General features: G+C 72.3%; 15 protein-coding genes and 1 pseudogene. 9 read left to right on the plus strand and 7 right to left on the minus strand.

What is annotated here, in order from left to right; translation table 11 throughout:
* Window positions 1-115: 115 nt before the first annotated feature.
* From sctS to N5D62_RS16050, 7 genes are read right to left on the minus strand one after another with little or no spacing between them, the layout of a single operon-like run.
* On the minus strand, window positions 116-379 hold the full coding sequence (gene sctS, locus N5D62_RS16020) for a type III secretion system export apparatus subunit SctS (RefSeq protein ID WP_279758850.1): 264 nt from the start codon (window positions 377-379) through the stop codon (window positions 116-118).
* 32 nt (window positions 380-411) lie between these two features.
* Entirely contained in the window at window positions 412-1,077 is a 666-nt protein-coding gene (gene sctR, locus N5D62_RS16025) for a type III secretion system export apparatus subunit SctR (protein WP_279758851.1), read from the minus strand.
* On the minus strand, window positions 1,055-2,164 hold the full coding sequence (locus N5D62_RS16030; RefSeq protein ID WP_279758852.1) for a FliM/FliN family flagellar motor switch protein: 1,110 nt from the start codon (window positions 2,162-2,164) through the stop codon (window positions 1,055-1,057). Before N5D62_RS16030 ends, sctR begins: the two co-directional genes overlap by 23 nt.
* Entirely contained in the window at window positions 2,161-3,024 is an 864-nt protein-coding gene (locus N5D62_RS16035; RefSeq protein ID WP_279758853.1) for a type III secretion HpaP family protein, read from the minus strand. Before N5D62_RS16035 ends, N5D62_RS16030 begins: the two co-directional genes overlap by 4 nt.
* Window positions 3,025-3,040: 16 nt before the next feature.
* A complete protein-coding gene (gene sctV / locus N5D62_RS16040) occupies window positions 3,041-5,107 on the minus strand; it encodes a type III secretion system export apparatus subunit SctV (protein WP_279758854.1) in 2,067 nt (688 codons plus the stop codon).
* A 20-nt stretch (window positions 5,108-5,127) separates the two neighbouring features.
* Window positions 5,128-6,222, minus strand: a complete 1,095-nt coding sequence (gene sctU / locus N5D62_RS16045; protein WP_279758855.1) for a type III secretion system export apparatus subunit SctU — start codon at window positions 6,220-6,222, stop codon at window positions 5,128-5,130.
* A 9-nt stretch (window positions 6,223-6,231) separates the two neighbouring features.
* Entirely contained in the window at window positions 6,232-6,912 is a 681-nt protein-coding gene (locus tag N5D62_RS16050) for a GNAT family N-acetyltransferase (RefSeq protein ID WP_279758856.1), read from the minus strand.
* Window positions 6,913-7,155: 243 nt separating this feature from the next.
* Here N5D62_RS16050 and N5D62_RS16055 point away from each other — a divergent pair, with 243 nt between their 5' ends.
* The 9 genes and pseudogenes from N5D62_RS16055 to N5D62_RS16095 all read left to right on the plus strand — a co-directional run bounded on the left by N5D62_RS16055 (window position 7,156) and on the right by N5D62_RS16095 (window position 21,159).
* Window positions 7,156-8,676, plus strand: coding sequence for a helix-turn-helix transcriptional regulator (locus N5D62_RS16055; RefSeq protein ID WP_279758857.1), 1,521 nt, complete (start codon window positions 7,156-7,158; stop codon window positions 8,674-8,676).
* Window positions 8,677-8,694: 18 nt separating this feature from the next.
* Window positions 8,695-9,420, plus strand: coding sequence for a hypothetical protein (locus N5D62_RS16060; protein WP_279758858.1), 726 nt, complete (start codon window positions 8,695-8,697; stop codon window positions 9,418-9,420).
* Window positions 9,421-9,746: 326 nt separating this feature from the next.
* Window positions 9,747-14,780 carry a hypothetical protein gene (locus tag N5D62_RS16065; RefSeq protein ID WP_279758859.1) on the plus strand — a complete coding sequence of 1,678 codons (5,034 nt, stop codon included), beginning with the start codon at window positions 9,747-9,749 and terminating at the stop codon, window positions 14,778-14,780.
* 211 nt (window positions 14,781-14,991) lie between these two features.
* Window positions 14,992-15,981, plus strand: coding sequence for a LacI family DNA-binding transcriptional regulator (locus N5D62_RS16070; RefSeq protein WP_279758860.1), 990 nt, complete (start codon window positions 14,992-14,994; stop codon window positions 15,979-15,981).
* Window positions 15,982-16,053: 72 nt separating this feature from the next.
* The gene (locus tag N5D62_RS16075; RefSeq protein WP_279758861.1) at window positions 16,054-17,316 is read left to right on the plus strand and encodes an AGE family epimerase/isomerase; all 1,263 of its coding nucleotides are present in this window, start codon (window positions 16,054-16,056) and stop codon (window positions 17,314-17,316) included.
* Window positions 17,309-18,265 (plus strand): annotated as a pseudogene (locus tag N5D62_RS16080) (carbohydrate kinase). Before N5D62_RS16075 ends, N5D62_RS16080 begins: the two are co-directional and overlap by 8 nt.
* 94 nt (window positions 18,266-18,359) lie before the next feature.
* Window positions 18,360-19,628 (plus strand): ABC transporter substrate-binding protein, encoded by a 1,269-nt coding sequence (locus N5D62_RS16085; RefSeq protein WP_279758862.1) that lies wholly within the window; start codon window positions 18,360-18,362, stop codon window positions 19,626-19,628.
* A 268-nt stretch (window positions 19,629-19,896) separates the two neighbouring features.
* On the plus strand, window positions 19,897-20,682 hold the full coding sequence (locus N5D62_RS16090) for an inositol monophosphatase (protein ID WP_279758863.1): 786 nt from the start codon (window positions 19,897-19,899) through the stop codon (window positions 20,680-20,682).
* Window positions 20,683-20,745: 63 nt separating this feature from the next.
* Complete coding sequence (locus N5D62_RS16095; RefSeq protein WP_279758864.1) at window positions 20,746-21,159, plus strand: hypothetical protein; 414 nt, start codon at window positions 20,746-20,748, stop codon at window positions 21,157-21,159.
* The last annotated feature ends 49 nt before the right edge of the window (window positions 21,160-21,208 follow it).

Raw genomic sequence — 21,208 nt, forward strand, 5'->3', positions numbered from 1 at the left:
CCGCCGGCATAACCGGACTGGCCGGCGCCGGACGAGCCGCCGTCGCGCGCCTTGGCCGCTTCCTGCGCCTCGCGCGCCTGCTGGGCCTCGGCGTTGTGCCGCGCTTGTCCGAGCTTCATTTCTGGAACACGGCGGCGAACAGGTTCTCGCTGAACTTCATCAGCGTCGAGCCGGCCCACGGCGCCGTCACCACCACCACGCCGGTCACCGCCAGCAGCTTGATGCCCTGCGAGATGCTCGAGTCCTGCAGCGACGTGATCGCCTGGAAGAACGACACCAGCAGCCCGATCACCGCCGACACCGCCACCGCCGGCAGCGACAGCAGCACGCACATCATCAGCGCCTCGGAGGTCAGCTGCACCACCACGTCGTAGGTCATCAGATCGTCTCCTCGCCGCGTCCGTCGGCGGCTCAGCGGTAGGTCAGCACCAGCCCGTGCACCAGCCGCGACCAGCCGTCCAGCGTGACGAACAGCAGCAGCTTGAACGGGATGGCGACGTTGCTCGGCGTCACCTGCGACAGGCCCATCGCCAGCAGCACGTTGGCGATGACGATGTCGATCACGATGAAGGCCAGGTACAGCAGGAAGCCGATGCGGAAGGCCGCCGTCAGCTCGCTCAGCAGGAAGGCCGGCGCCAGCACGATCAGGTCGTCCTTCTTCAGCGCCGCGGCCTGCTCGGTGGGCCAGATGATGGCCGCGGACTTCAGGAAGAACTGCTTCTCGCGTTCCTCCGCGTGCTTGTCCAGGAAGCGCCGGAACGGCTCGCGCGCCGCGTCCGCCGCCTGCATGATTGTCTGCGTGCCGGTGCCCATCGCGCCGCTGGAACCGCCCAGGTTCACGCTCTTGCCCGCGTCGATGAACACCGGCGCCATGATGTAGCAGGAGATGATGATCGCCACGCCGTTGAGCACCATGTTCGGCGGCACCTGCTGCACCCCGATCGCGTTGCGCAGCAGGCCCAGCACGATCGCGATCTTCGTGTACGAGGTCACCACCATCGCCGCGAACGGCAACGCCGCCAGCGCCAGCAGGACCAGGAACAGCGAGACCGGATCAGCGTGCTGCAGCGGCGTCATGCGCGAACTCCAGCCGGGTGATGCGCACGCCGAGCTGATCGCCGATGGCGATCAGCTGGCCCTGGCCCAGCAGCCGGCCGTGGCAGACCAGGCGCACCGTCGCCTCGCGCAGCGGCACGTCCAGCTCCACCGCGTAGCCCGGCTGCATGCTGGCCAGGTCGGCCAGGCCGATGCGGGCGGTGTCGAGCTCGAAGGCCACCGGCAGCTGCAGCTCGTCGAGCGAGCCGGCGGCCGCCAGCGGCGCGTCGGAACCGGCGGCGTCGGGCATCGCGTCGGCCGCGGCCGGGTCGTCGGAAATCATGGGCGGCTCGGCAAGGTGCACGGTGAACTCCTGGGGATCGATGTGAAGGCGGGCCCGCCACGCGCGGCCCACGCCGCAGCGCAGCAGCGGGGCCTGCTCGCCGGCGAGCACGACGTCGCCCGGCTGCAGCGCGCGCAGCACGCCGCGGGGCAGGGCGCGCGAGAACAGGCGGATCGACGGCCGCAACGGCAGCCGCGCCAGCGGCGACAGGTCGATGCCGGCTCGGGCGATGACGGCGGCGAGGCGCTCGAGCAGCCCGGCATCGGCGTCCAGCAGCGTCACCGGCGTCGAGCCGCCAAGCACGACCGGACGCGCATCGCCGTGGTTCTCCGGGGCGATGTCGACCACGCGCATCGGGCCCAGCGCGGAGGCGAAGGCCTCGGCCCAACCCGCCAGCAGCAGCGTGACGACGGCACAGGCGGTGTCCCGGGGCCGATGCGCCAGCGCGAGCTGCAGGGCCGGCGAGGCCGCCGCGTCCAGGCGAAGGCTGAACCGGCCATGCGCGGTCTCGACGGTGATCCGCCACGGCATCGGCGTGTCCGGGTCCGAGCCCGCGGCCGGGTCCGCCGCCGGATTCGCCACCTGGTCCGTCGCCTGATCCGCTTCCTGGCGAACGGCCGCGGCCGCGACGGTGACCGTGGCGTGCCCCAGCGTCGATCGCAGCCAGGCGGTGAAACGCGCGTCATGCGCCAGGCGCGACAGCGCCGCGTCGCCGGGCGCCATCGTCGGCAGCCGGCCGGCCAGCGGCGCGGCGGCGATCGATTCGGAAAGGGTCGGCCCGGTCATGTGATGTCGATGTCGATGTGCCGCTGGTCGGGCAGCGCGCGGGCCAGCAGCCCGCGCAACTGCGACTGGTGCGCGGACACTAGGGCGAGCGAGCGCGTGGACTGCGTGCTGAAGCGAAGCAGCAGGTGGTGAGGCGAAAACGTCAGCCGCAGCTCGGTGTGGGGCAGGGCCTCGGCGTCCAGCGGCACCTGGATCGTCCAGCTGTGGAAGGCGGGATCGCTGCCGTGGCACAGCGCGGCCACGGTGTCGGCGATCGAGGTCTCCCAGCCTTCGGGCAACGGCGTCCAGTTGACGGCCGGGATCGGCAGGTGGGGCGCGACGACCGCCTCTTCAGGCAGCGTCGCCTCGCCGTCCGCGCTCGATGTCTCCTGGGCTGCCGCGCCGGCCACGCCGGCGATCGGCGCCAGCGGCCGGCGACCGGCGGCCGGCCCCGTGTCCTGAGCGCGGGAGCCGTCCTTGCGGCGCGCGGATGCCGCGCCGCCGTCTCGCCGTCCGGCACCGTCGCTCGAGGAGGGCGCTTCGTTCGATCCCGTCCGGGAGGAGGGCGCGGACGCGGCCGCGCCCGGGTGCGCCGACGCGTGCTGCGGGCTGGCGGACGTCGATGCCGATGCCGATGCCGATGCCGATGCCGATGCTGATGCTGATGCTGATGCCGACGGAGGTGCGGGAGGCGGCGGCGCGGCGGTGCTCGATGGCGTGTCGGCCGCGAGCGCATCGACCGGCGCGAGCCCGCGTCGCACGCCGCCCAGCGCGCGCTGGAACCGTTCCGCGTGACGCGGGTCGACCGGCGGCGGCAACGGCGGCAGCTGCGGATCGCCGGCGACGATGCGCCGGATCCGGCGGATCTCGTCGTCGGTCATGGGCGCTCCGCCGCGCTCACGCCGCCACGCGGCCCAGCGGCCTCAGCTCGACCTGGTTGCCCAGCTCCTGGTAGGAATAGACCCGCAGGCCCTCGAGCCGCGACTCGATGATCTTCTTCACGTAGCGGCGGATGTCCATCGACGTGATCACCGCGACGCCGGCCTCGGGCGCCTCGCCCGCGATGCGCAGCACCTTCTCGGTGATGGCCGCGGCGCTCTCCGGCGCCATCGCCAGGTAGTTGCCGGTCGGCGTGGGCTTGATGCACTGCCGGATCGCCTGCTCGACGCCCGGGTCCAGCAGGATCGCCGACACGTACTCGCGCCCGCCGCTGGCCTCGAAGGCCAGGTAGCGCCCCAGGTCGCCGCGCACGTACTCGGTCAGCAGCAGCATGTCCTTCTCCTTCGGGCCCCAGGTGATCAGGCTCTCGAAGATCGTGCGCACGTTGCGGATCGGCACCTGCTCCTCCAGCAGCCGCCGCATCACCTCGGCGATCCGCTGCACCGGCAGGATCTTCTGCACCTCGGCCACCAGGCCGGGGTAGTCCGCGGTCGCCTTGTCGACGATCCACTGGATCTCCTGCACGCCCATGAACAGGTGGGCATTGCGCCGCAGCAGCAGCATCACCTGCCGCGCCATCGCCTGCTCGATGTCCAGGCACTTCGCGCGCTCGGCCTCGGGCACCTGCGCCGCGGGCAGCCACAGCGATCCGGGCTGGTCGAGCACCGGCCCGTGCTGCTCGGCCGACGCGGCCCAGGGCTCGCCCGCGAGCGCGGCCGGCACCAGCAGCAGCCGGCCGGGCAGCTCGACGCGGCGCACCGGCACGTCGTTGATCAGCACCTCGAAGCGCAGTTCCTCCAGCGTGGGTTCGACCCACATCGACACGCCGGGGAAGGGCACGCCCAGCATCGACTGCAGCTGCAGCCGTTCGCGCTCCACCGCCTGGTCCAGCTGCTGCGGCAGCAGCAGCGCGGCCAGCGACGCCGACATCCGCACCGCCAGCGGCCGTGAGAAGTGGGGCGCCTCCTGCATGATCGACGGCGCGTCGCCCTTGGCGCCCTCGCGCTGCAGCGCGGCGATCGGCGCGGACAGGCTGGTGGCCTCGCCGGCCTTGCGCTGCCTGGACAGGTAGCGACCCGCGAACGCCAGGCCCACGCCCAGCGCCAGGAACTGCAGCGCCGGGAAACCGGGCACCGCCGCGAAGGCGATCACCAGGCCCGCGGCCAGGTACATCGCCCGCACGTTGGCGGTCATCTGCGCGAAGATCTCCTGGCCCAGCGAACGGGGTTTCTTCTGGTGCTCGTCGGCCACGCGGGTGATCAGCACGCCGGCGGCCACGCAGATGAACAGCGACGGGATCTGCGACACCATCGCGTCGCCGATCGACAGCACCGCGAAGCGGTTCGCGGCCTCGCCGGCGGTCATGCCGTGGTACATGATCCCCACGACGATGCCGGCCAGGATGTTGACCAGCGTGATGATCAGGCCCGCGATCGCGTCGCCCTTGACGAACTTCATCGCGCCGTCCATGCCGCCGTGCATCTGGCTTTCCATGCCCAGCAGCGCGCGCTTGCGGCGCGCCTCGTCGCCGCTGAGCAGCCCGGCGCGCAGGTCCGCGTCGATGCTCATCTGCTTGCCGGGCATCGCGTCCAGCGTGAAGCGCGCGCCGACCTCGGCCACCCGCTCCGAGCCCTTGGAGATCACGATGAACTGCACCACCGTGATGATGATGAACACCACGATGCCCACCACCAGGTTGCCGCCGACGACCAGCTCGCCGAAGCTCTCGATCAGGTGGCCGGCGTCGGCGTGCAGCAGGATGGACTTCGTGGACGCGATGTTCAGCGACAGCCGGAACAGCGTCGTGAACAGCAGCAGCGACGGGAACGAGGACAGCGCCACCGCGTTCGGGATGAACAGCGAGGTCATCAGCAGCAGCACGCTCACCGCCAGGTTCACCGCCAGCAGGCTGTCGATGGCCACCGTGGGCAGCGGCAGGATCATCAGCCCCACGATCGCCACCACGAGGAAGCTCATCGCGAGGTCGTTGCCCCAGGTGCTCTTGTCGGTCAGGGATTTCGCCATGGGGAACTCCGGTCAGGCGATCAGCGCGGCGAGGCCGGCGAGGCGGATGAGGCGGCGGGCGATCCGCCGGCCGGCGTCACGCGGTCCAGCATCGCGACCCAGCGCAGCACGGTGGCGACGGCCTCGAACAGCGCCTCGGGCACGGTCTCGTCGACCGGCACCTTGAACAGCGCGCGCGCCAGCGGCGGGTCGCCGACGATGGGCACGCCGGCGGCCTCGGCGATGCGGCGGATCTCCATCGCCTGCGCGTCCGCGCCCTTGGCCACGATCAGCGGCAGCGGCGTCTGGCCGGGCAGGTAGCGCAGGGCCACCGCGTAGTGGGTCGGGTTGGTGACGACGACGGTCGCGTTCGGCACCGTCTGCTTGGGGCTGCTGTGGGCGAGCTCGAAGGCGAGCCGCTTGCGCTGGCCCTTCATCATCGGGTCGCCTTCCATTTCCTTGTACTCGCGCTTGAGCTCGTCCTTGTCCATGCGCTGGTCGCGGATGAACAGCCAGCGCTGCAGCGCGAAGTCCACCGGCCCCAGCACCACCAGCGCGATCACGGCGGCGACGAACAGCTTGAGCATCGCGGCCCAGGCCACGGCGGCGACGCCGGCGGGCGTCTGCGTGGCCGCGCCGACCATCAGCGGGATCAGGCCCATCGTGATCATCGCGACCACGCTGCCGACCAGGATCGCCTTGAACACGGTCTTCGCGAACTCGATCAGCGAGCGCAGCGAGATCAGCTTCTTCAGCCCCGAGCCCGGATTGACCTTGTCGAAGTTGGGCGTCAGCGGCTCGAAGGTGATGTTGAAGCCGACCTGCGCGAACGACGCGACCAGGCCGACGAAGATCGCCGCGACCACGAAGGGCAGCACGATCCACAGGCCCTCGATGGCCATGTCGTAGGCGATTGCGAGCATGTCCTCGTCGGTGCGGGCCTGCAGTCCCAGGCCGCTGGCCAGCGCGAACAGCCGCTCCAGGTGGCCGAAGGCGGTGCCGGCCGCCGCGCTCAGGCACACCGTCACCACCAGCAGCCCGGCCGCGGCGTTGATGTCCTGGCTCTTGGGCGACTGGCCCTTCTTCTTCGCGTCGTCCAGCTTCTTCTGGCTGGGCTGTTCGGTCTTCTCACCCATGGCGCGCGCTCACGAGACGGCCGCGGGCAGCACCAGGCCCAGCATCAGCATGTCGCGGCGCTTGCCGAAGGCGGTGATCGCGCCGGGCAGCACGCCCCAGGACGCGAAGCCCGCATGGCGCAGCACCGTGAGGCTGGGCCCGTTGTCGCTCCACACCATCGCCAGCAGCCGGTCCACGCCCCAGCCGGGCGCCTGCCCGATCACGTGGCGGACCATCTGCGCGCCGACGCCGCGGCCGCGCCAGCGCGGCGCGACGTAGTAGGCCAGCTCGAACAGCGAGGACAGCCCCGGCCGGTCGTGCAGGCCGAGCGACCCCAGCCAGCCGACGATCTCCCTGTCATGCACGGCCACCAGCAGGTGGCGCCGGTGATGCAGGTGGGCGACGACCTGCATCCGCGCCATCGGCAGGCTCATCGGGCCGAGGTAGTGCGGGGAGGGCGGCTCCGTCATCTCCCGGGTGCGGGCCAGCTCGCTGGCCAGCCAGTGCGGGGCGACGGCCTCGGCCGTGTCGTCGGGCTGGTAGGGCCGGGTGCGCAGCGACGCGTTGTAGATCGCCGCGATCGACGCCGCGTCGGCAATGTCCGCGGGGCGCATCTCGATGGGCAGCGGGGTCAGGCGGGCGGCCGATTCGGCGAGCGAGACGGACAGCGCCCGGACCTGCGGTTCGATCGGTGAAAAGGCAAGCGACACGTGGGCTCCTCCTGGTCGTGGCTCACTGTCGGCGGCCACGCGCAGGGGACACGGGGATGGGGCGAAGCGGTTTGCGCGGATGCGAAATCGCGCCGGGCGTCCAGGTCTCGCGCTCGGAGCGGCGTGAGGATTGTTGAGGATTTCATCGTGAAGACATGAGCCCGCCGCGCAGGGGCGCTGCCTAGCATTCGCTGCCGTCGCGACATGGCGGCCTGCATCGAAATGCGAAGGAAGGGAGTTCACATGTTGTTGCTTGCGCTGGGAAGCCTGCGGGTATCGGACAGGGACGCGGACGTGGCCGACGCGCTGCGGCGCGGCGATGTGCAGGAGGCCTTGCGCCTGGGACTGGGCCGGCTGGACCGCGGGCCGTCCGGCGATCCGCAGCGGCTCGCCGCGCTGGGCCAGGTGCTGGGCCAGGCGCTGCTGGCGGCCGGCCGCGACGAGCAGGCCGAGGAACTCTTCCAGAAACAGCTGCGCCTGTACGAGGCGCTGCCGCGGGCGCAGGTGCGCTGGTTCTCGTCGATGGACCGCGGCTTCCTGTTCCTGCACCTGAACAAGCCGGGCCGCGCGGCCGAGTCCTTCAACGTCGTCGCCGATGCCGAGGACGCACCGCTGGCGCTGCGCGTCGACGCGCTGGCCGGCATGGCGCAGGCGATGCAGGCCATGGGCGAGCACCGCCGCGCCACGCGCACGCTGGCGGTCGCCGCGGCGCTGGCGTCCTCGCCGCAGGCCCCGGCGGCGATGCGGGCGCTGCTGACGGCGATCGGGCTGGAGATCGACGTGTGCCGCGCGGTGCGGCGCTTCGACGACGTGCCCGCCGTCGAACCGGCGCGCGAACGCGAGACCGTCGGCGCGCTGCGCGCGTCGGCGAGCGCGCTGGCGGCGATGCCGGCGGCGGTCGCGCGGCTCGAGTTCCTGATCGCGTTGATGACCATCGAGGCGGGCCAGTCCGGCGGCGGCCACGACGGCCTCTTCGACGGCGTGCGCTGGCAGCGCGAGCGGCGCCTGCCGCCGCTGGAGGAACGCGCCCGCGTCGAGGCGGCGCTGGCGTTGCTCGAGCGCGGCCAGGCGCGCACCGCCTATGACATCCTCGGCCCGCTGGCGATCGACGACGGCCGGCAGCTGCACCACCGCCACGCGATCGAACTGCGGTACTGCGCATCCAAGCTGCATGCGGTCAACGGCCGGCATGCCGACGCGCTGCGCTGCTACCGCCAGCACGCGCAACTCTCGCTGGCGCGGCTGCGCTTCGAGCTGACGCGGATGCCGTACTCCCGGTTCCTGGAACAGCAGGAGCGCGCCGAGCAGGCCGACGCCGACCAGCTGCGGCTGCCGCCGCGCTACCGACGCGCCTACCAATACATCCTGGACCACCTGCACGACCGCACGCTGTCGGTGCGGCGCATCGCCGCCGAGATCGACGTCACCGAGCGGGCGCTGCAGATGGCGTTCCGCTCGCACCTCGGGCTGACGCCGGCGGAGGTGATCCGCAAGCTGCGCATGGCCTGCATCCGCACTGAGCTCCAGCAGATGGCCGGCCGCGACAGCGTGCTGGCGGTGGCCGCGCGCTGGGGCCTGGCCAACCGCTCGACGCTGGCGCACAACTACCGCCAGCAATTCGGCGAGACGCCCAGCGCGACCTCCGGCCAGGCAGGCCAGATCGAGCGCCCCTCGATCGCGGTGGCGATGTCTACCGCGGCGGCCGTCGCCACGGCGGCCGCGGCCATCGAGCCGCCGAGGTCGCTGGTGCTCGGGGCGGACTGACGGCGGACGCGACCGGTCATGCGCGCCGATCCGCCCCGACTGCCCGCGCGGCCCGTCGCGACGGGACCGAGCGCATCGAGCGCGCACGGCGGATCGCCGCTGGGCGCGGCGGACGAGGCGCGGGGCCCGTCGATCCTCGGCGATGCCTCGACGCGCCGTCGCGACGACGCCGGCGGCCGGCGCAGCGCCTCCGCCAGCCGCCTGATGGGGGCCGTCACCCGGCAGCTGCTGGACGACGAGGAAGAGCGCGTCACGGGCGAGGGCCGGGGCGAGGGCGGGTCGAGCGGCGCCACCGCGACCTCGTCGACTCATGAGGGCGCCGGCAAGACCGCGACGCGCGCGGTCGGCGGTGGCGGCGGGACCCGGTCGACCCAGCGCCAGCCGCCGGGCGGCGCGGTGCGTCGTGCCGGGTCGACTTCGCGACGCGCCTCCGCGCCGGAGGACGACGTCTGGTCGCAGGAAGTGCAAGGCGCCGACGAGCCCGGCCGCGTCGTCGGGCCGGAATCCCGCGTCCAGCCGCGCCGCGGCGCGGCGCGCATCGAGGGCGTGCGTCCCGATGCGGCGCCGCGGGTCGGCGGCTCGCCGCGCATGCGGATCGCGAGCTGGGGTGCGCTGCTCGCCGCGGTGGCGGCGCTGGTCGTGGTCATCGCCGCCGGATGGTTTGACCTGTCGCCGTCGGGCGACTCGGGCAATGGCACCGGCGATGGCGGTGCCGCGCGCCAGGAGCATGGCGCCGAGCGCTGACGGCGAATCGCCGATCGCTGATCGCTGATCGCTGATGACGGATCCTCAATCGCAGTCCGCTCGTTGTTGGGCAGCGAGCGAGGGTGGGGCCGGAATGATGCTGGGGGTTCCCGGAGGGACGCCCCCTGCGTCGTGAAGAGCCCGCGCCGGGCCTACCGCGGGAAGGGTGCTTCCCGACGACCTCCAACCTGTTCGCCCCGCTCCAAGCCCCGAGATTCCCGAAGCCCGCTTCGCCTTCGTGATGCGCTCTTCGGATCACGTCGGTCTGTCACGGCGCTGTCGTCCAGAGTTGGCGGCCGAGTCTTGCAGCTTCTGGAGAGCCGGCGATGTTCAAGTTCCTTCGTTCCAACACCCCGCAGACGCCGCCGCCGGTGAATCCGAACGTGCTCACGACGGGCACCGGCACGGGCACGCAGGGGACGACGGGCACGACGCATCACACGCCGGCGATTCCCTTGCTGCCGATGGGCCAGAACAGCGGCAACCATGCGGCGGGCGGCACCTTGCGGCCGCGGGCTGCCGCGTTGCCCGCGGCGGTGGCCGTCGCGCTGACCGATGCGCACAACGCGCATGCGGCGGTGCCGGTGCGCGTGGACCAGCAGGCGCCTGTCGCCGCGGTGCACACCGCGCGCGAGCAGTCGATGCAGCAGCTGCAGAAGCGTGGCGATCACGCCTTGCGCGAGGTGGACAACAAGCTGACGGCGCTGGACGCCGACATCGCGGCCGCGCGGACGGCCGTTGGCGATGCCCATACCCGGGTGCAGCAGCAACAGGCGGAGGTGACCCGTCGCCAGGGTGCGCTCGACCAGGCCACGACGGACCGGGGACCGCTGCATCAGGCGGTGCTGGACGCGCGCGCCGCGCCGGCGCTGGCGGCGGCGAGGGAGCGGGTGATCGACCTCGAGGCGGACCTGGGCGCTCCGCCGGCCGCGGGCGCGTCGTCGGGCGATCCCGCGGCGCAGCGCCGTCGGCTGGCCGACCAGTTGCGGACCGCGCGGGCCGACCTGGCGACGCAGGAGGGGCATGTCACGACGGCCGAGCAGGCCTTGACCGCGCATGACCGGTTGATCCAGACGCGCGGCGAGGAGCGTGACGCGGCGCGGGGCGACCTGACTACCGCCACCGCCGCGCACACCGCGGCGCAAGGGGTGGAGACGACCGTCACCCAGGCGCGCGCGCAGATGCAGGGCCGGCGCGATGCGCTGACGACGGTGCAGACGGCCAACCTGGCGCCGATGACCGCTCATGCCAACGCCGCCCGGACGGCGTTGAACGATGCCGCCGCCGCCAGCGACGCGCATCGGGCGGTCGCACGCGCCGCGGCCGACCTGGCCGAGTTGACGAAGACCGCCGAGACCACGCGCGGCGCGGTCAACGACAAGCGCGGCCAGGTCGCCGAACTGGACCGGCTGAACAACGAGGCGCATGCGGAGATCGCGACGAACTCGCCGCTGCGCACGCGGATCGCCGACCTCGAACGGCAGGTCCAGCGGCTGGAGCAGCAGGCCGCGGCGCCGTCGACCTCGCAGGCGCCAGCGCGGCCGGCCGCCCCGGGGCCGGATCCGCTGCAGGTCGCTCGAGACGCGCGCGACGAGGCCCGCGCGGAACTGCGCACCAAGCAGCAGACCGCCCTCGACACCCAGGCCGCCGCCGACCAGGGCCACGCCGAGCTCCAGCCGATGGCGCAACAGCTGACGCAGGAGACCGCGCATGTCGCGACGGCGGCGAACACCCGCGACCAGCGCGCGACCGCGGCCGCGACGGCGGACCGCACCGCGGCGGCCTCGATCGTGGCGCGCGACCACCTGCAACCCGCCGCCGACGCGGCCGCCGGTCGCATCGATCACGAACTGACCGCGCTGAGCAACGCGCTCTACACGCCGCGTCCGGCGCCGGAGAACAATCCGGCGCAGGGACCGGTGAGCGCGATGAAGAAGCCGCTGCACGCGCTGCAGAACCGCATGACGCCGGCCAAGTACGACGTCACCGTCGGACCGTTCAGCGCGTCCTCCAGCGGCACCGCGCCGACGCGTTTCCACGACGGGCAGACGCCGGCCAAGACGCTGACGACGGCGACCAGCCCGGGGCAGCTGAAGTCGGTCGACAAGAAGGTCGACGTCGCCGCGGACGGCGCGTCCAAGCTGTTGGCGGGCGGCAAGGGCAGCGCCGGCCAGGCCGCGCAGGCGCCGGCGGAATTCGGCACCGCCGTGGCCTTCACGTCGGAGGTGGGCCGGCTGTTCACGCCGGCCGCGGGCGCGACCGGCGCGCCGGAGGCGACCCCGGCGGCCACGCAGCTCGCCGACGCGCTGCTGCGCCATCCCAATCCCGATCCCGCGGGCCGGCCCGACGGCCACCCGCTGCGCCACGAGCAGGCCTTGCTGATCGCGTCGGTGCTGCGCTCGGTCACCGAGAACCCGGCCGATGCCGCGCAGGTCTATCACCACCTCTGGAACGACCCGGCCCCGGCGATCGACGGGCTGACGCCGGCGGCCGGCCGCGGCGCGTCGCCGATGGCGGCCAATCCTGGCGACACGGCGCCCAGCACCGGTCCCAACATCCAGCAGCTGGCCAATGCCGCGCGCCGCGCGCTGGCCTCGACCTCCGGCGGCATGCAGGCGCTGCTGGACCTGCACGGCCTGACGTTGCCGCCGGCCGGCACCGACGTCGCCAGCCGGGCGACGCGGCGCCACGCCGAGCATGGCGTGGAGCACTACAAGCTCGCGCTGCGCGCGGAGAGCGCGCTGCTGGCGCAGGGCCTGCGCGTGCCGCAGCCGCAGTCGGCCGACCAGATCGAGACGGAAGTCCGCGCCCGCGCGCAGGGCACGCAGCTGCTCAACGCCGATTGGCTGGGCACCGGCAACGCCAAGCGCGCCGGCGGCGGCCGCCGCCAGGCGGAAGACCCGATGACGCTCGCGAGCCAGGCCTTCCTCTATGCGAAGGCCAACATGACGCATGCGACGCACGCCGACCCGGCCGTCTCGCAATACAAGCCGGCCTACGTCGCCTTGCGCAACGGCTTCACCGAAAGCGGCCAGGGCTCCGAATTCCACTTGATGACGAAGCGGCTGCACAAGTTCTGCAAGTACATCGACCTGGCCTGCGCATCGCCGGCCGGGACCTTGCCCAACATGGGCGACGCGTTCAAGCATCCGATCCGCAGCACGGTCACCGGCACGCGGCGCAAGCTCGGCAAGGACAAGACGCCGCTGAAGACGCTGATGCAGTCGGGGCCGCTGGGATCCAACCTGGGCACGGTGCCCGGCGAGCACGCCAAGCGGCTGACCACCGCGCTGGCCACCGGCCAGCGGCTGATGCGCAACGACCTGACGGCCAACTTCGCCACGCTCGGCGAGGCCGACCGCACCCGCGCGCTGATGCGCCTGGCGGCGATGGAGCAGTGGGCGGCGAAGGTGCCGGGCGGCGCCGATCCGATGATCGACCTGTCGCAGGGCACGCGCGTCCCCGATGCCGGCGTGCGCGCCCGCGCCGAGGCGCTCAACCGCGAGCTGGGCGGTCCCAACGCCGCCCCGCTGCACGCGGCGACGGTGCAGGCCGAGTCCCAGGCGCAGCAGGCGCGACCGCTGCTGCCCGACACGCTGCAGGGCTGGGTGGGCGAGGGCCGGCTGGCCAGCTCGACCGGGCCCAAGGACACCGGCGCGGAGATGACCGCGCTGGGCGACGACCTGAAGATCCTGCGCGGCAAGGCGTCGATGGACAGCGCCTTCGAGGACCTGCAGCGGCGTTTCGACGCGGCCACGCCCGAGAACCGGCGCGACCTGCTGCGCCAGGTGATGATCCAGGTCGTCGCCGGCGGCGACATGACCGACTACAGCGACGGCCGCAAGAACGGCGTGGGCGGCATGTTCGGCTACGGCGTCGCGCGCTTCGAGGGCCTGGGCGGGCTGACGACCGGCGTCACGCCGGTGGGCGAGTTCAACGTCGACCACACCCGCACCGCGGTGCTCAAGGCCGGCGTGGCCTCCAACACCGGCGTGATCTTCCTGGGCAACGAGCGCAAGGTGAACGAGATGCTGGGCGGCGGCGTGCGCCTGGGCGCCGAGGCCGGGCCGGTGGTGAACCTGACCGGCCAGGCGATGGCGCGCATCGGCGGCTCCCACCTGTTCTCGCAGGGCCTGATGATGCGCACCAACAAGCAGGGCACCGAGCACGAGACGCTGAACGACGCGCAGAAGGCGCGCCTGACCGCGCCCGTGGACAGTTGGAAGCGCATGAGCGAGCTGACGGTGAACAGCGTCTTCGACATCGCCGCGCAGCCCAAGCCGCCCAAGGGCACGGCGCCGGGCGCCGCGCCGCCCGGGAGCCGTCCGATGAACGGCGGCGAGATGTGGACGCAGATGGTCGGGAAGGTCGGCGACTTCCGCGACATCTCCTTCGGCTGGAACACCGGCCAGTCGCACCAGATCACCGGCAGCGTCGGCGTGGACGGCACGGTCGCGGCCAAGATGGGCGCCGGCACCAGCTTCTCGGTCACCGGCGGCGCCGGCATCAAGCACACCTTCCTCAATCGCAACAAGGCCAAGGACACCGCCGGCGCGACGCAGACGGTGCAGGCGGGCAGCGGCTCGCGGACCTCGATCGGCATGGCGGCCAGCGCCGGCATCTCGCATCCGACGATCAAGAACCCGGCCAACCCGGACATCGGGCTGTTCGCGCGGCACAAGGTCGGCGTCGAGACCGAGCTGGTGATCCAGGCCAAGAACGGCTTCGTGCGCATCACCACCGAGGACGGCAAGGTCAAGCCCAACATCTCCTACAAGCACCGCGAGTTCGCGGTCGAGGAGGACTTCGTCAAGCTGGTCAACGGCCAGCGGGCGCAGTGGGAGCCGCGCCTGGGCGAGCGCACCACCGACGGCCGGCTGCGCGACGGCGACCGCGTGCTGGACGGCTTCCTGCAGCAGATGGCCGACCTGCCGCCGGGCAACAACCGCCTGTTCATCGAACGCAAGTGCCTGACGCAGGACGCGGCCGACACGATCAACGCCTGCATGGAACGGATGGCCGTGCTGCAACGCCAGCAGCCGGCGGGCACGCCGCCCGACCCGGGCGCGGCCGAGCAGATCCAGCACCTGAAGGAGCAGATCGCCGCGCAGGTGGGCCAGGAAGCGAACTGGCAGCCGTTCCGGCTGTTCGTCAACGAGACCAACCAGCGGTCCAAGGAATCGTCCGTGGGCGGCGAGGTGCGGGCCTCGCCCAACAAGATCGACGACAAGGAAGCGGGCCCGACCGGCTTCGCCGAGCGCTTCCTCGGCGGCGGCAAGGTCACGCTGGGCGGCAAGGTCAACACCGCGCACGGCGGCCGCGACCTGATCACGCTGGACGCGCAGCCGGTGCAGGCCTGAGCCGGCGGCCGCGGGGTTCAGCGACGCGGGGCTCGGCGACGCAGGGCTCGGTGCCCCTGGGGCCCGGCGATGGCCGCGCCGGGCGATGGCGTGACGCGGTGACGACCTGAGGGGCTGATCGAGCGTGTTTAGCCGTCGCGGCTAAACACTTGGGAAACTGGGGCGGTTTCGTTGACCCGCCTCAGGGCCTTTCCAAGAATCGCCTCCACCCATGAGCTCCGTCACCATCCGCGATATCGCCAAGGCCTCGGGCCTGTCCATCGGCACCGTGTCGCGCGGCCTGCGCAACCAGTCCGGCCTGTCCGAGTCCACCCGCCAGGTCGTGCGCGAGACCGCGCTGCGCCTGGGCTACGACTTCGCGCAGTTGCGCAAGCACCGGATCCGCCGGATCGGTTTCCTGCTGCACAGCCAGCACAACACGCTGGCCTCCAGCCCCTTCTTTTCCGCGGTGCTGCAAGGCGCGGAGCAGGCCGCCAGGCGCGAGGGCGTTTCGCTGTCCTTCATCGTGGCGGGGCCGGCGCAGCCGGTGGTCGAGCAGATGCGGCTGCACCAGCTCGACGCCTTCCTGTGCGTCGGTTACTTCGAGCCCGAGATCCTCGACAGCCTGCAGCGCACCGGCAAGCCGCTGGTGCTGGTCGACCTGCACCGCCGCGGCATGACCTCGGTGAACCCGGACCACCAGCACGGCAGCTTCCTGGCCACCAGCCACCTGCTGCGCAGCGGCCGCCGCACCATCGCGCTGATCTCCGGATCGCCGGCGCACTACAGCCTGGAGCAGCGCGCGCGCGGCTACCGCCGGGCGCTGTTCGAGGCGCAGGTCCGCGCCGATCCCGACCTGGAGGTGATCGCGCCGCAGCTCGGCGACGGCGAGGCCGGCGTGGCCGCAGCGATGGGCCAGCTGCTGGCGCGCCGGCCGCGGCCCGACGCGGTCGTCTGCTTCAACGACAGCGCCGCGCTGGTGGCGATGCGCCGCTGCCTCAACGAAGGCCTGAACGTGCCGGGAGACATCGCCGTCGTCGGCTTCGACGACATCGGCGGCGCGTCCGTCGCGCATCCGCCGCTGAGCACCGTCCGCGTGGACAAGGAGTCGCTCGGCGCCAAGGGCGTGGAGCTGCTGCTCGGCACGCCGGCCGAGACCCCGCTGGACCTGACGCTGCCGGTGGAGCTCATCGTCCGCGAGAGCTCCAGCAGCGTCGACTGAACCGCCACCGCCGCGCGCCCTCCGACTTCATCCGCATCGATCCCCATCGACCCGCATCGACCCGCATCGACCATGTCCGACCTGCCCGATTTCCGTTCCCGAGAGGTCCTGCTCGCCCACGCGAAGCACACGATGGACTTCTATCACCCGCGCGCGATCGACCCGAGCGGCGGCTTCTTCCACTTCTTCAAGGACGACGGCACCGTCTACGACGCGCGCGAGCGGCACCTGGTCAGCAGCACGCGTTTCGTCTTCACCTACGCGATGGCGCATCGCCGCTTCGGCGACCCGGCCTACCTGGACGGCGTGCGCCACGGCGTGCGTTTCCTGCGCGAGGCCCACCTCGATCCGATCCTGGGCGGGTATGCCTGGCGGCTGGACTGGCACGACGGGCGGGCCGAGGTGATCGACGCGACGCGCCATTGCTACGGGCTGGCCTTCGTGCTGCTGGCCTACGCGCATGCGGCGATGGCCGGCGTGGCGGAGGCGCGGCCCTGGATCGCCGAGACCTTCGCGCTGATGGAGGAACGGTTCTGGGACGAGGCCGCCGGGTTGTACGCCGACGAGGCGAGTCCGCAGTGGCACGTGCTGTCGCCGTACCGCGGGCAGAACGCCAACATGCATGCGTGCGAGGCGCTGTTGGCCGCCTTCGACGCCACCGGCGAGGCGCGTTACCTGGCGCGCGCCGCGCGCGTCGCCGACCACGTGACGCGCCGCCAGGCGCAGCGCTGCGGCGGGCTGATCTGGGAACACTACGACGCGCACTGGCAGCCGGACTGGCTGTTCAACCGCGACGATCCGGCCAACCTGTTCCGCCCCTGGGGTTACCAGCCGGGCCACTTCACCGAGTGGACCAAGCTGCTGCTGCAGCTCGAGGCGCGCGGCCGGCACCTGGACCAGGACCTGTCCTGGATCGTGCCGACGGCGACGCAGCTGTTCCGCGTCGCGGTGCGCCGCGGCTGGGACGGCGAGCATGGCGGGCTGTGCTACTCGCTGGCGCCGGACCTGACGGTCTGCGACCCGGACAAGTATTTCTGGGTCCAGGCCGAGAGCGCCGCCGCGGCCGCGCGGCTGGCGCACCGCACCGGCGACGGCGCCTATTGGGACTGGTACCAGCGCCTGTGGGCCTACAGCTGGACGCATTTCGTCGACCACCAGCACGGCGCCTGGTACCGCATCCTGGATGGGCACAACCGCAAGCTGAGCGACGAGAAGAGCCCGGCCGGCAAGGTCGATTACCACACGATGGGCGCCTGCGACGACATCGTGGACGTGCTCGACGGCCTCGATGCGATCGACGCGGCGGACGTGCTGACCGGGAGCCGCCATGCGTGACGCGCCGGACCTGCTGTGCCTGGGCGAGGCGCTGACCGACCTGCTGCAGCAGGCCGACGCCGACCAGTGGGTCAGCCGCGTCGGCGGCTCGACCTGGAACGTGGCGCGGGCGCTGGCCTCGCTGGGCGAGCGCGCGGCCTTCGCCGGCGCGGTCAGCCGGGACCTGTTCGGCGACGCGCTGATGCGGGCGAGCGAGGCGGTCGGGCTCGACACCCGGCTGATGCAGCGCGCCGATCGCGCGCCGCTGCTGGCGATCGTCGAGCATGGGGAACCGCCGCGCTATTTCTTCGTCGGCGGCGACAGCGCGGACCTGGCCTTCGATCCCGAGGCGCTGCCCGAGGGGTGGTCCGGCCAGGCGCGCTGGGCGCACTTCGGCGGCATCAGCCTGGCGCGCGAGCCGCTGGCCACGCGCCTGGTCGCGCTGGCCGAGCGGCTGAAGGGGTAGGGCGTCTCGATCAGCTACGACCCCAACTACCGCACGCTGATGGCCGAGGGCTACACGCCGACGCTGCACCGCATGGCCGCGCTGGCGGACGTGATCAAGGTGTCCGACGACGACCTGCGCGGGCTGTTCCCCGGGCTCGGGCTGGATGACGCGATGGCGCGGCTGCGCGCGCTGAATCCAGCGGCGATGCACCTGCTGACGCGGGGCGGCGGCGTGGCCTACCTGTCGCGCGGCGAGGCCGCCTGCATGGCGCGCGCGCCGGCCGTCGAGGTCGCCGACACCGTCGGCGCCGGCGACGCGGCGATGGCGGGCCTGCTGCAAAGCCTGCACCGGCATCCGGACCGCGCGCTGCGGGCCCACCTGCACGCGGCGCTGGCGGCGGGATCGGCCGCGTGCCTGCAGCGCGGCGCGACGCCGCCCGACGCGGCGACCGCGCGGCGCCTGTTCGATCAACTGCAGGCGACCGACGACGCGCGGCCGGCCACCGCCGGCGAAGGTCCCTGAGCGGGCGCCGATCCTTTTCAGAAACCCGGCGCGGCGCGAGCCGACGCCAGGACCCCAACGCCACGATCCCGTGGCCACAACAGGAGACAGACGCATGAAGACGATGACCTGGAACCGCCGCGCGCTGATCGCGGCCGCGGCGCTCGCGACGCTGGGCGCGGCCGCCGGACCGGCGCGGGCCGGCGACCTGGAGGTGCTGCACTGGTGGACCAGCGGCGGCGAGGCCAAGGCCATTTCCGGCCTGAAGGACGCGCTGCAGGCCAAGGGCCATCGCTGGAAGGACTTCGCGGTGGCCGGCGGCGCGGGCGACGCGGCGATGACGGTGCTGAAGTCGCGGGCGATCTCGGGCAACGCCCCGACCGCGGCGCAGATCAAGGGCCCGCTGCTGCAGGACTGGGCGGCCGAGGGCATGCTGGCCAACATCGACGACGTGGCCAAGGCCGAGCACTGGGACGAGCTGCTGCTGCCGGTGATCAGCAACATCGTGAAGTACCAGGGCCACTACATCGCGGTGCCGGTGAACGTGCACCGGGTGAACTGGCTGTGGATCAACCCGGCGGTGATGAAGAAGGCGGGCGTCAAGCCGCCGACGACCTGGGACGAGTTCTTCGTCGCGGCCGACGCGCTGAAGAAGGCCGGCGTGACGCCGCTGGCGCACGGCGGCCAGTCCTGGCAGGACTTCACCACCTTCGAGACGGTGGTGCTGGGCACCGGCGGGCCGGAGTTCTACCGCAAGGCGCTGGTGCAGCTGGACCCGGCGAGCCTGAAGAGCCCGACGATGGAGAAGTCGCTGGCGACCTTCCGCCGGCTGAAGGCCTACACCGACCGCAACGCGCCGGGCCGCGACTGGAACCTGGCCACCGCGATGGTCATGAAGGGCGAAGCGGCGATGCAGATCATGGGCGACTGGGCCAAGGGCGAGTTCCTGGCGGCCGGCAAGGTCGCGGGCAAGGACTTCCTGTGCGTGCCGGCGCCGGGCACGGCCAAGGGCTACACCTTCAACGTCGACTCGTTCGCGATGTTCAAGGTCAAGGGCGAGGCCAACCAGCAGGCGCAGCGCGACATGGCCGTGGCGATCATGTCGCCGGCGGTGCAGGAGTCGTTCAACCTGGAGAAGGGCTCGATCCCGGTGCGCAAGGGCGTGAACCTGGCCAAGTACGACGACTGCGCCAAGGCGTCGGCGGCGGACTTCGCGGAAGCGGGCAAGGCCAACACGCTGCTGCCGTCGATCGCGCACGGCATGGCGGTCAAGGCCGCCGCCGAGGGTGCGATGAAGGACGTGGTCAGCCAGTTCTGGAACAGCGACGCGATCACGCCGGCGCAGGCGATGGACCGGCTGGTGGCGGCGGCCAAGACGCAGTGACGGCGAGGCAGGCGGCGTGAAGATGCCGTGAAGGCGGGCGGGGCGCGGGCGCGGTGATCCACCAGGCGGGAGGCGCATCGCGGCCCGCTGCCCACGGCCAGCGGCCAACGGCCCAAGGCTCGCCGCTGTCGCCGCTGTCGCCGCTGTCGCCGCTGTCGCCGCTGTCGCCGCTGTCGGCCGGCTGCCCGAGCGTCGCGTGGTGCGTGGGAGCGGTTGTCCCGCGCACCGGGTGCCATCAGGGGCATGGCGCGGCGGGTAGCATGTCCGCATGAGCTCGACAACGCCTGACCCCGTCGCCGCCTTGTTGCGGCATGCCGCCACGACCTGGATCGCGCCGCGTTTCCGCCACCTGGCGGACGACGAGGTGATGGAGAAGGCGCCCGGCGAATGGGTCACGACGGTCGACCGCGACGTCGAGGCCTTCCTGACGCCGGAACTGCAGGCGCTGGTGCCCGGATCGCGCGTCGTCGGCGAGGAGCAATGCGCCGAGACGCCGGAGCTGCTCGACCAGCTCGACGAAGGCGCGGTCTGGCTGGTGGATCCGCTGGACGGCACCTTCAACTTCATCTCGGGGCGCGAGCCGCTGTCGTCGATGGTGGCGCTGCTCGAGGACGGCGTGGCCGTCGCCGCCTGGATGCTGGATCCGATCGCCGGCGTGCTGCATCACGCGCGGCGCGGGCAGGGCGCCTGGCGCGAAGGCCAGCGGCTGCGCGCGGCCGCCGGCCCGGGCTTGAAGCGAGCGGTCGTCAAGACGCGTTTCCTGCCGCAGGACCACCAGGCGCGCATCGCGACCTGGTCCGGCGTGGAATTGCTGCCGGGGCTGAACTGCGCCGGCGCGGAGTATCCGGCGCTCGTCGAAGGCGCCTTCGACGCCACCGTGTACTGGCGCAAGCTGGCCTGGGACCACGCGCCGGGCACGCTGTTCATCACCGAGGCGGGCGGCGTCGCGGCGCGTTTCGACGGCACGCCGTACCGCGCGGGCGACCGGCAGCCGGGCCTGCTCGTGGCGCGCAGCCCCGAGGTGTGGGACGAGGCGGCCGCCGCCTGGCGTTGAGCCGGGCGGGTGCGTCACGATCCAGATGCCCGATCAGAGACCCGGCCGACCAGGAGCCCAACGATGAACGCTGACGTGAACGAAGGCGATGCGACCCCCGGCGCCGACCCGCTGCTGCAGGGGTCCTGCCACTGCGGTGCCGTGCGGCTGACGCTGCCTGAGCGACCGGAGAAGGCGACCGCCTGCAATTGCTCGCTGTGCCACCGGATCGGCGGCAAGTGGGGCTACTTCGAGTGGGGCACGGTCCGCATCGAGGACGACGGCGGCGCGCTGACCGAGTACGTGTGGGGCGACCGATGCCTGCGCACGATGCGCTGCCGGCACTGCGGCTGCGCGACGCACTGGGAGCCGATGACGCCGAAGGCGGGCGACCGGCACGGCGTCAACCTGAACATGTTCCCGCGCGCGCTGCTCGACCAAGTGCGCGTGCGTCGCTTCGACGGCGCGGAGACGTGGAAGTTCATCGATCCGGAGTGAGGCGCCGAGGCAGGGCGATCGGCCGCCGATGGCGTGATCGGCAATCGGC

Source organism: Mitsuaria sp. GD03876, from assembly GCF_029840635.1.
Classification (GTDB): Bacteria; Pseudomonadota; Gammaproteobacteria; order Burkholderiales; family Burkholderiaceae_C; genus Roseateles.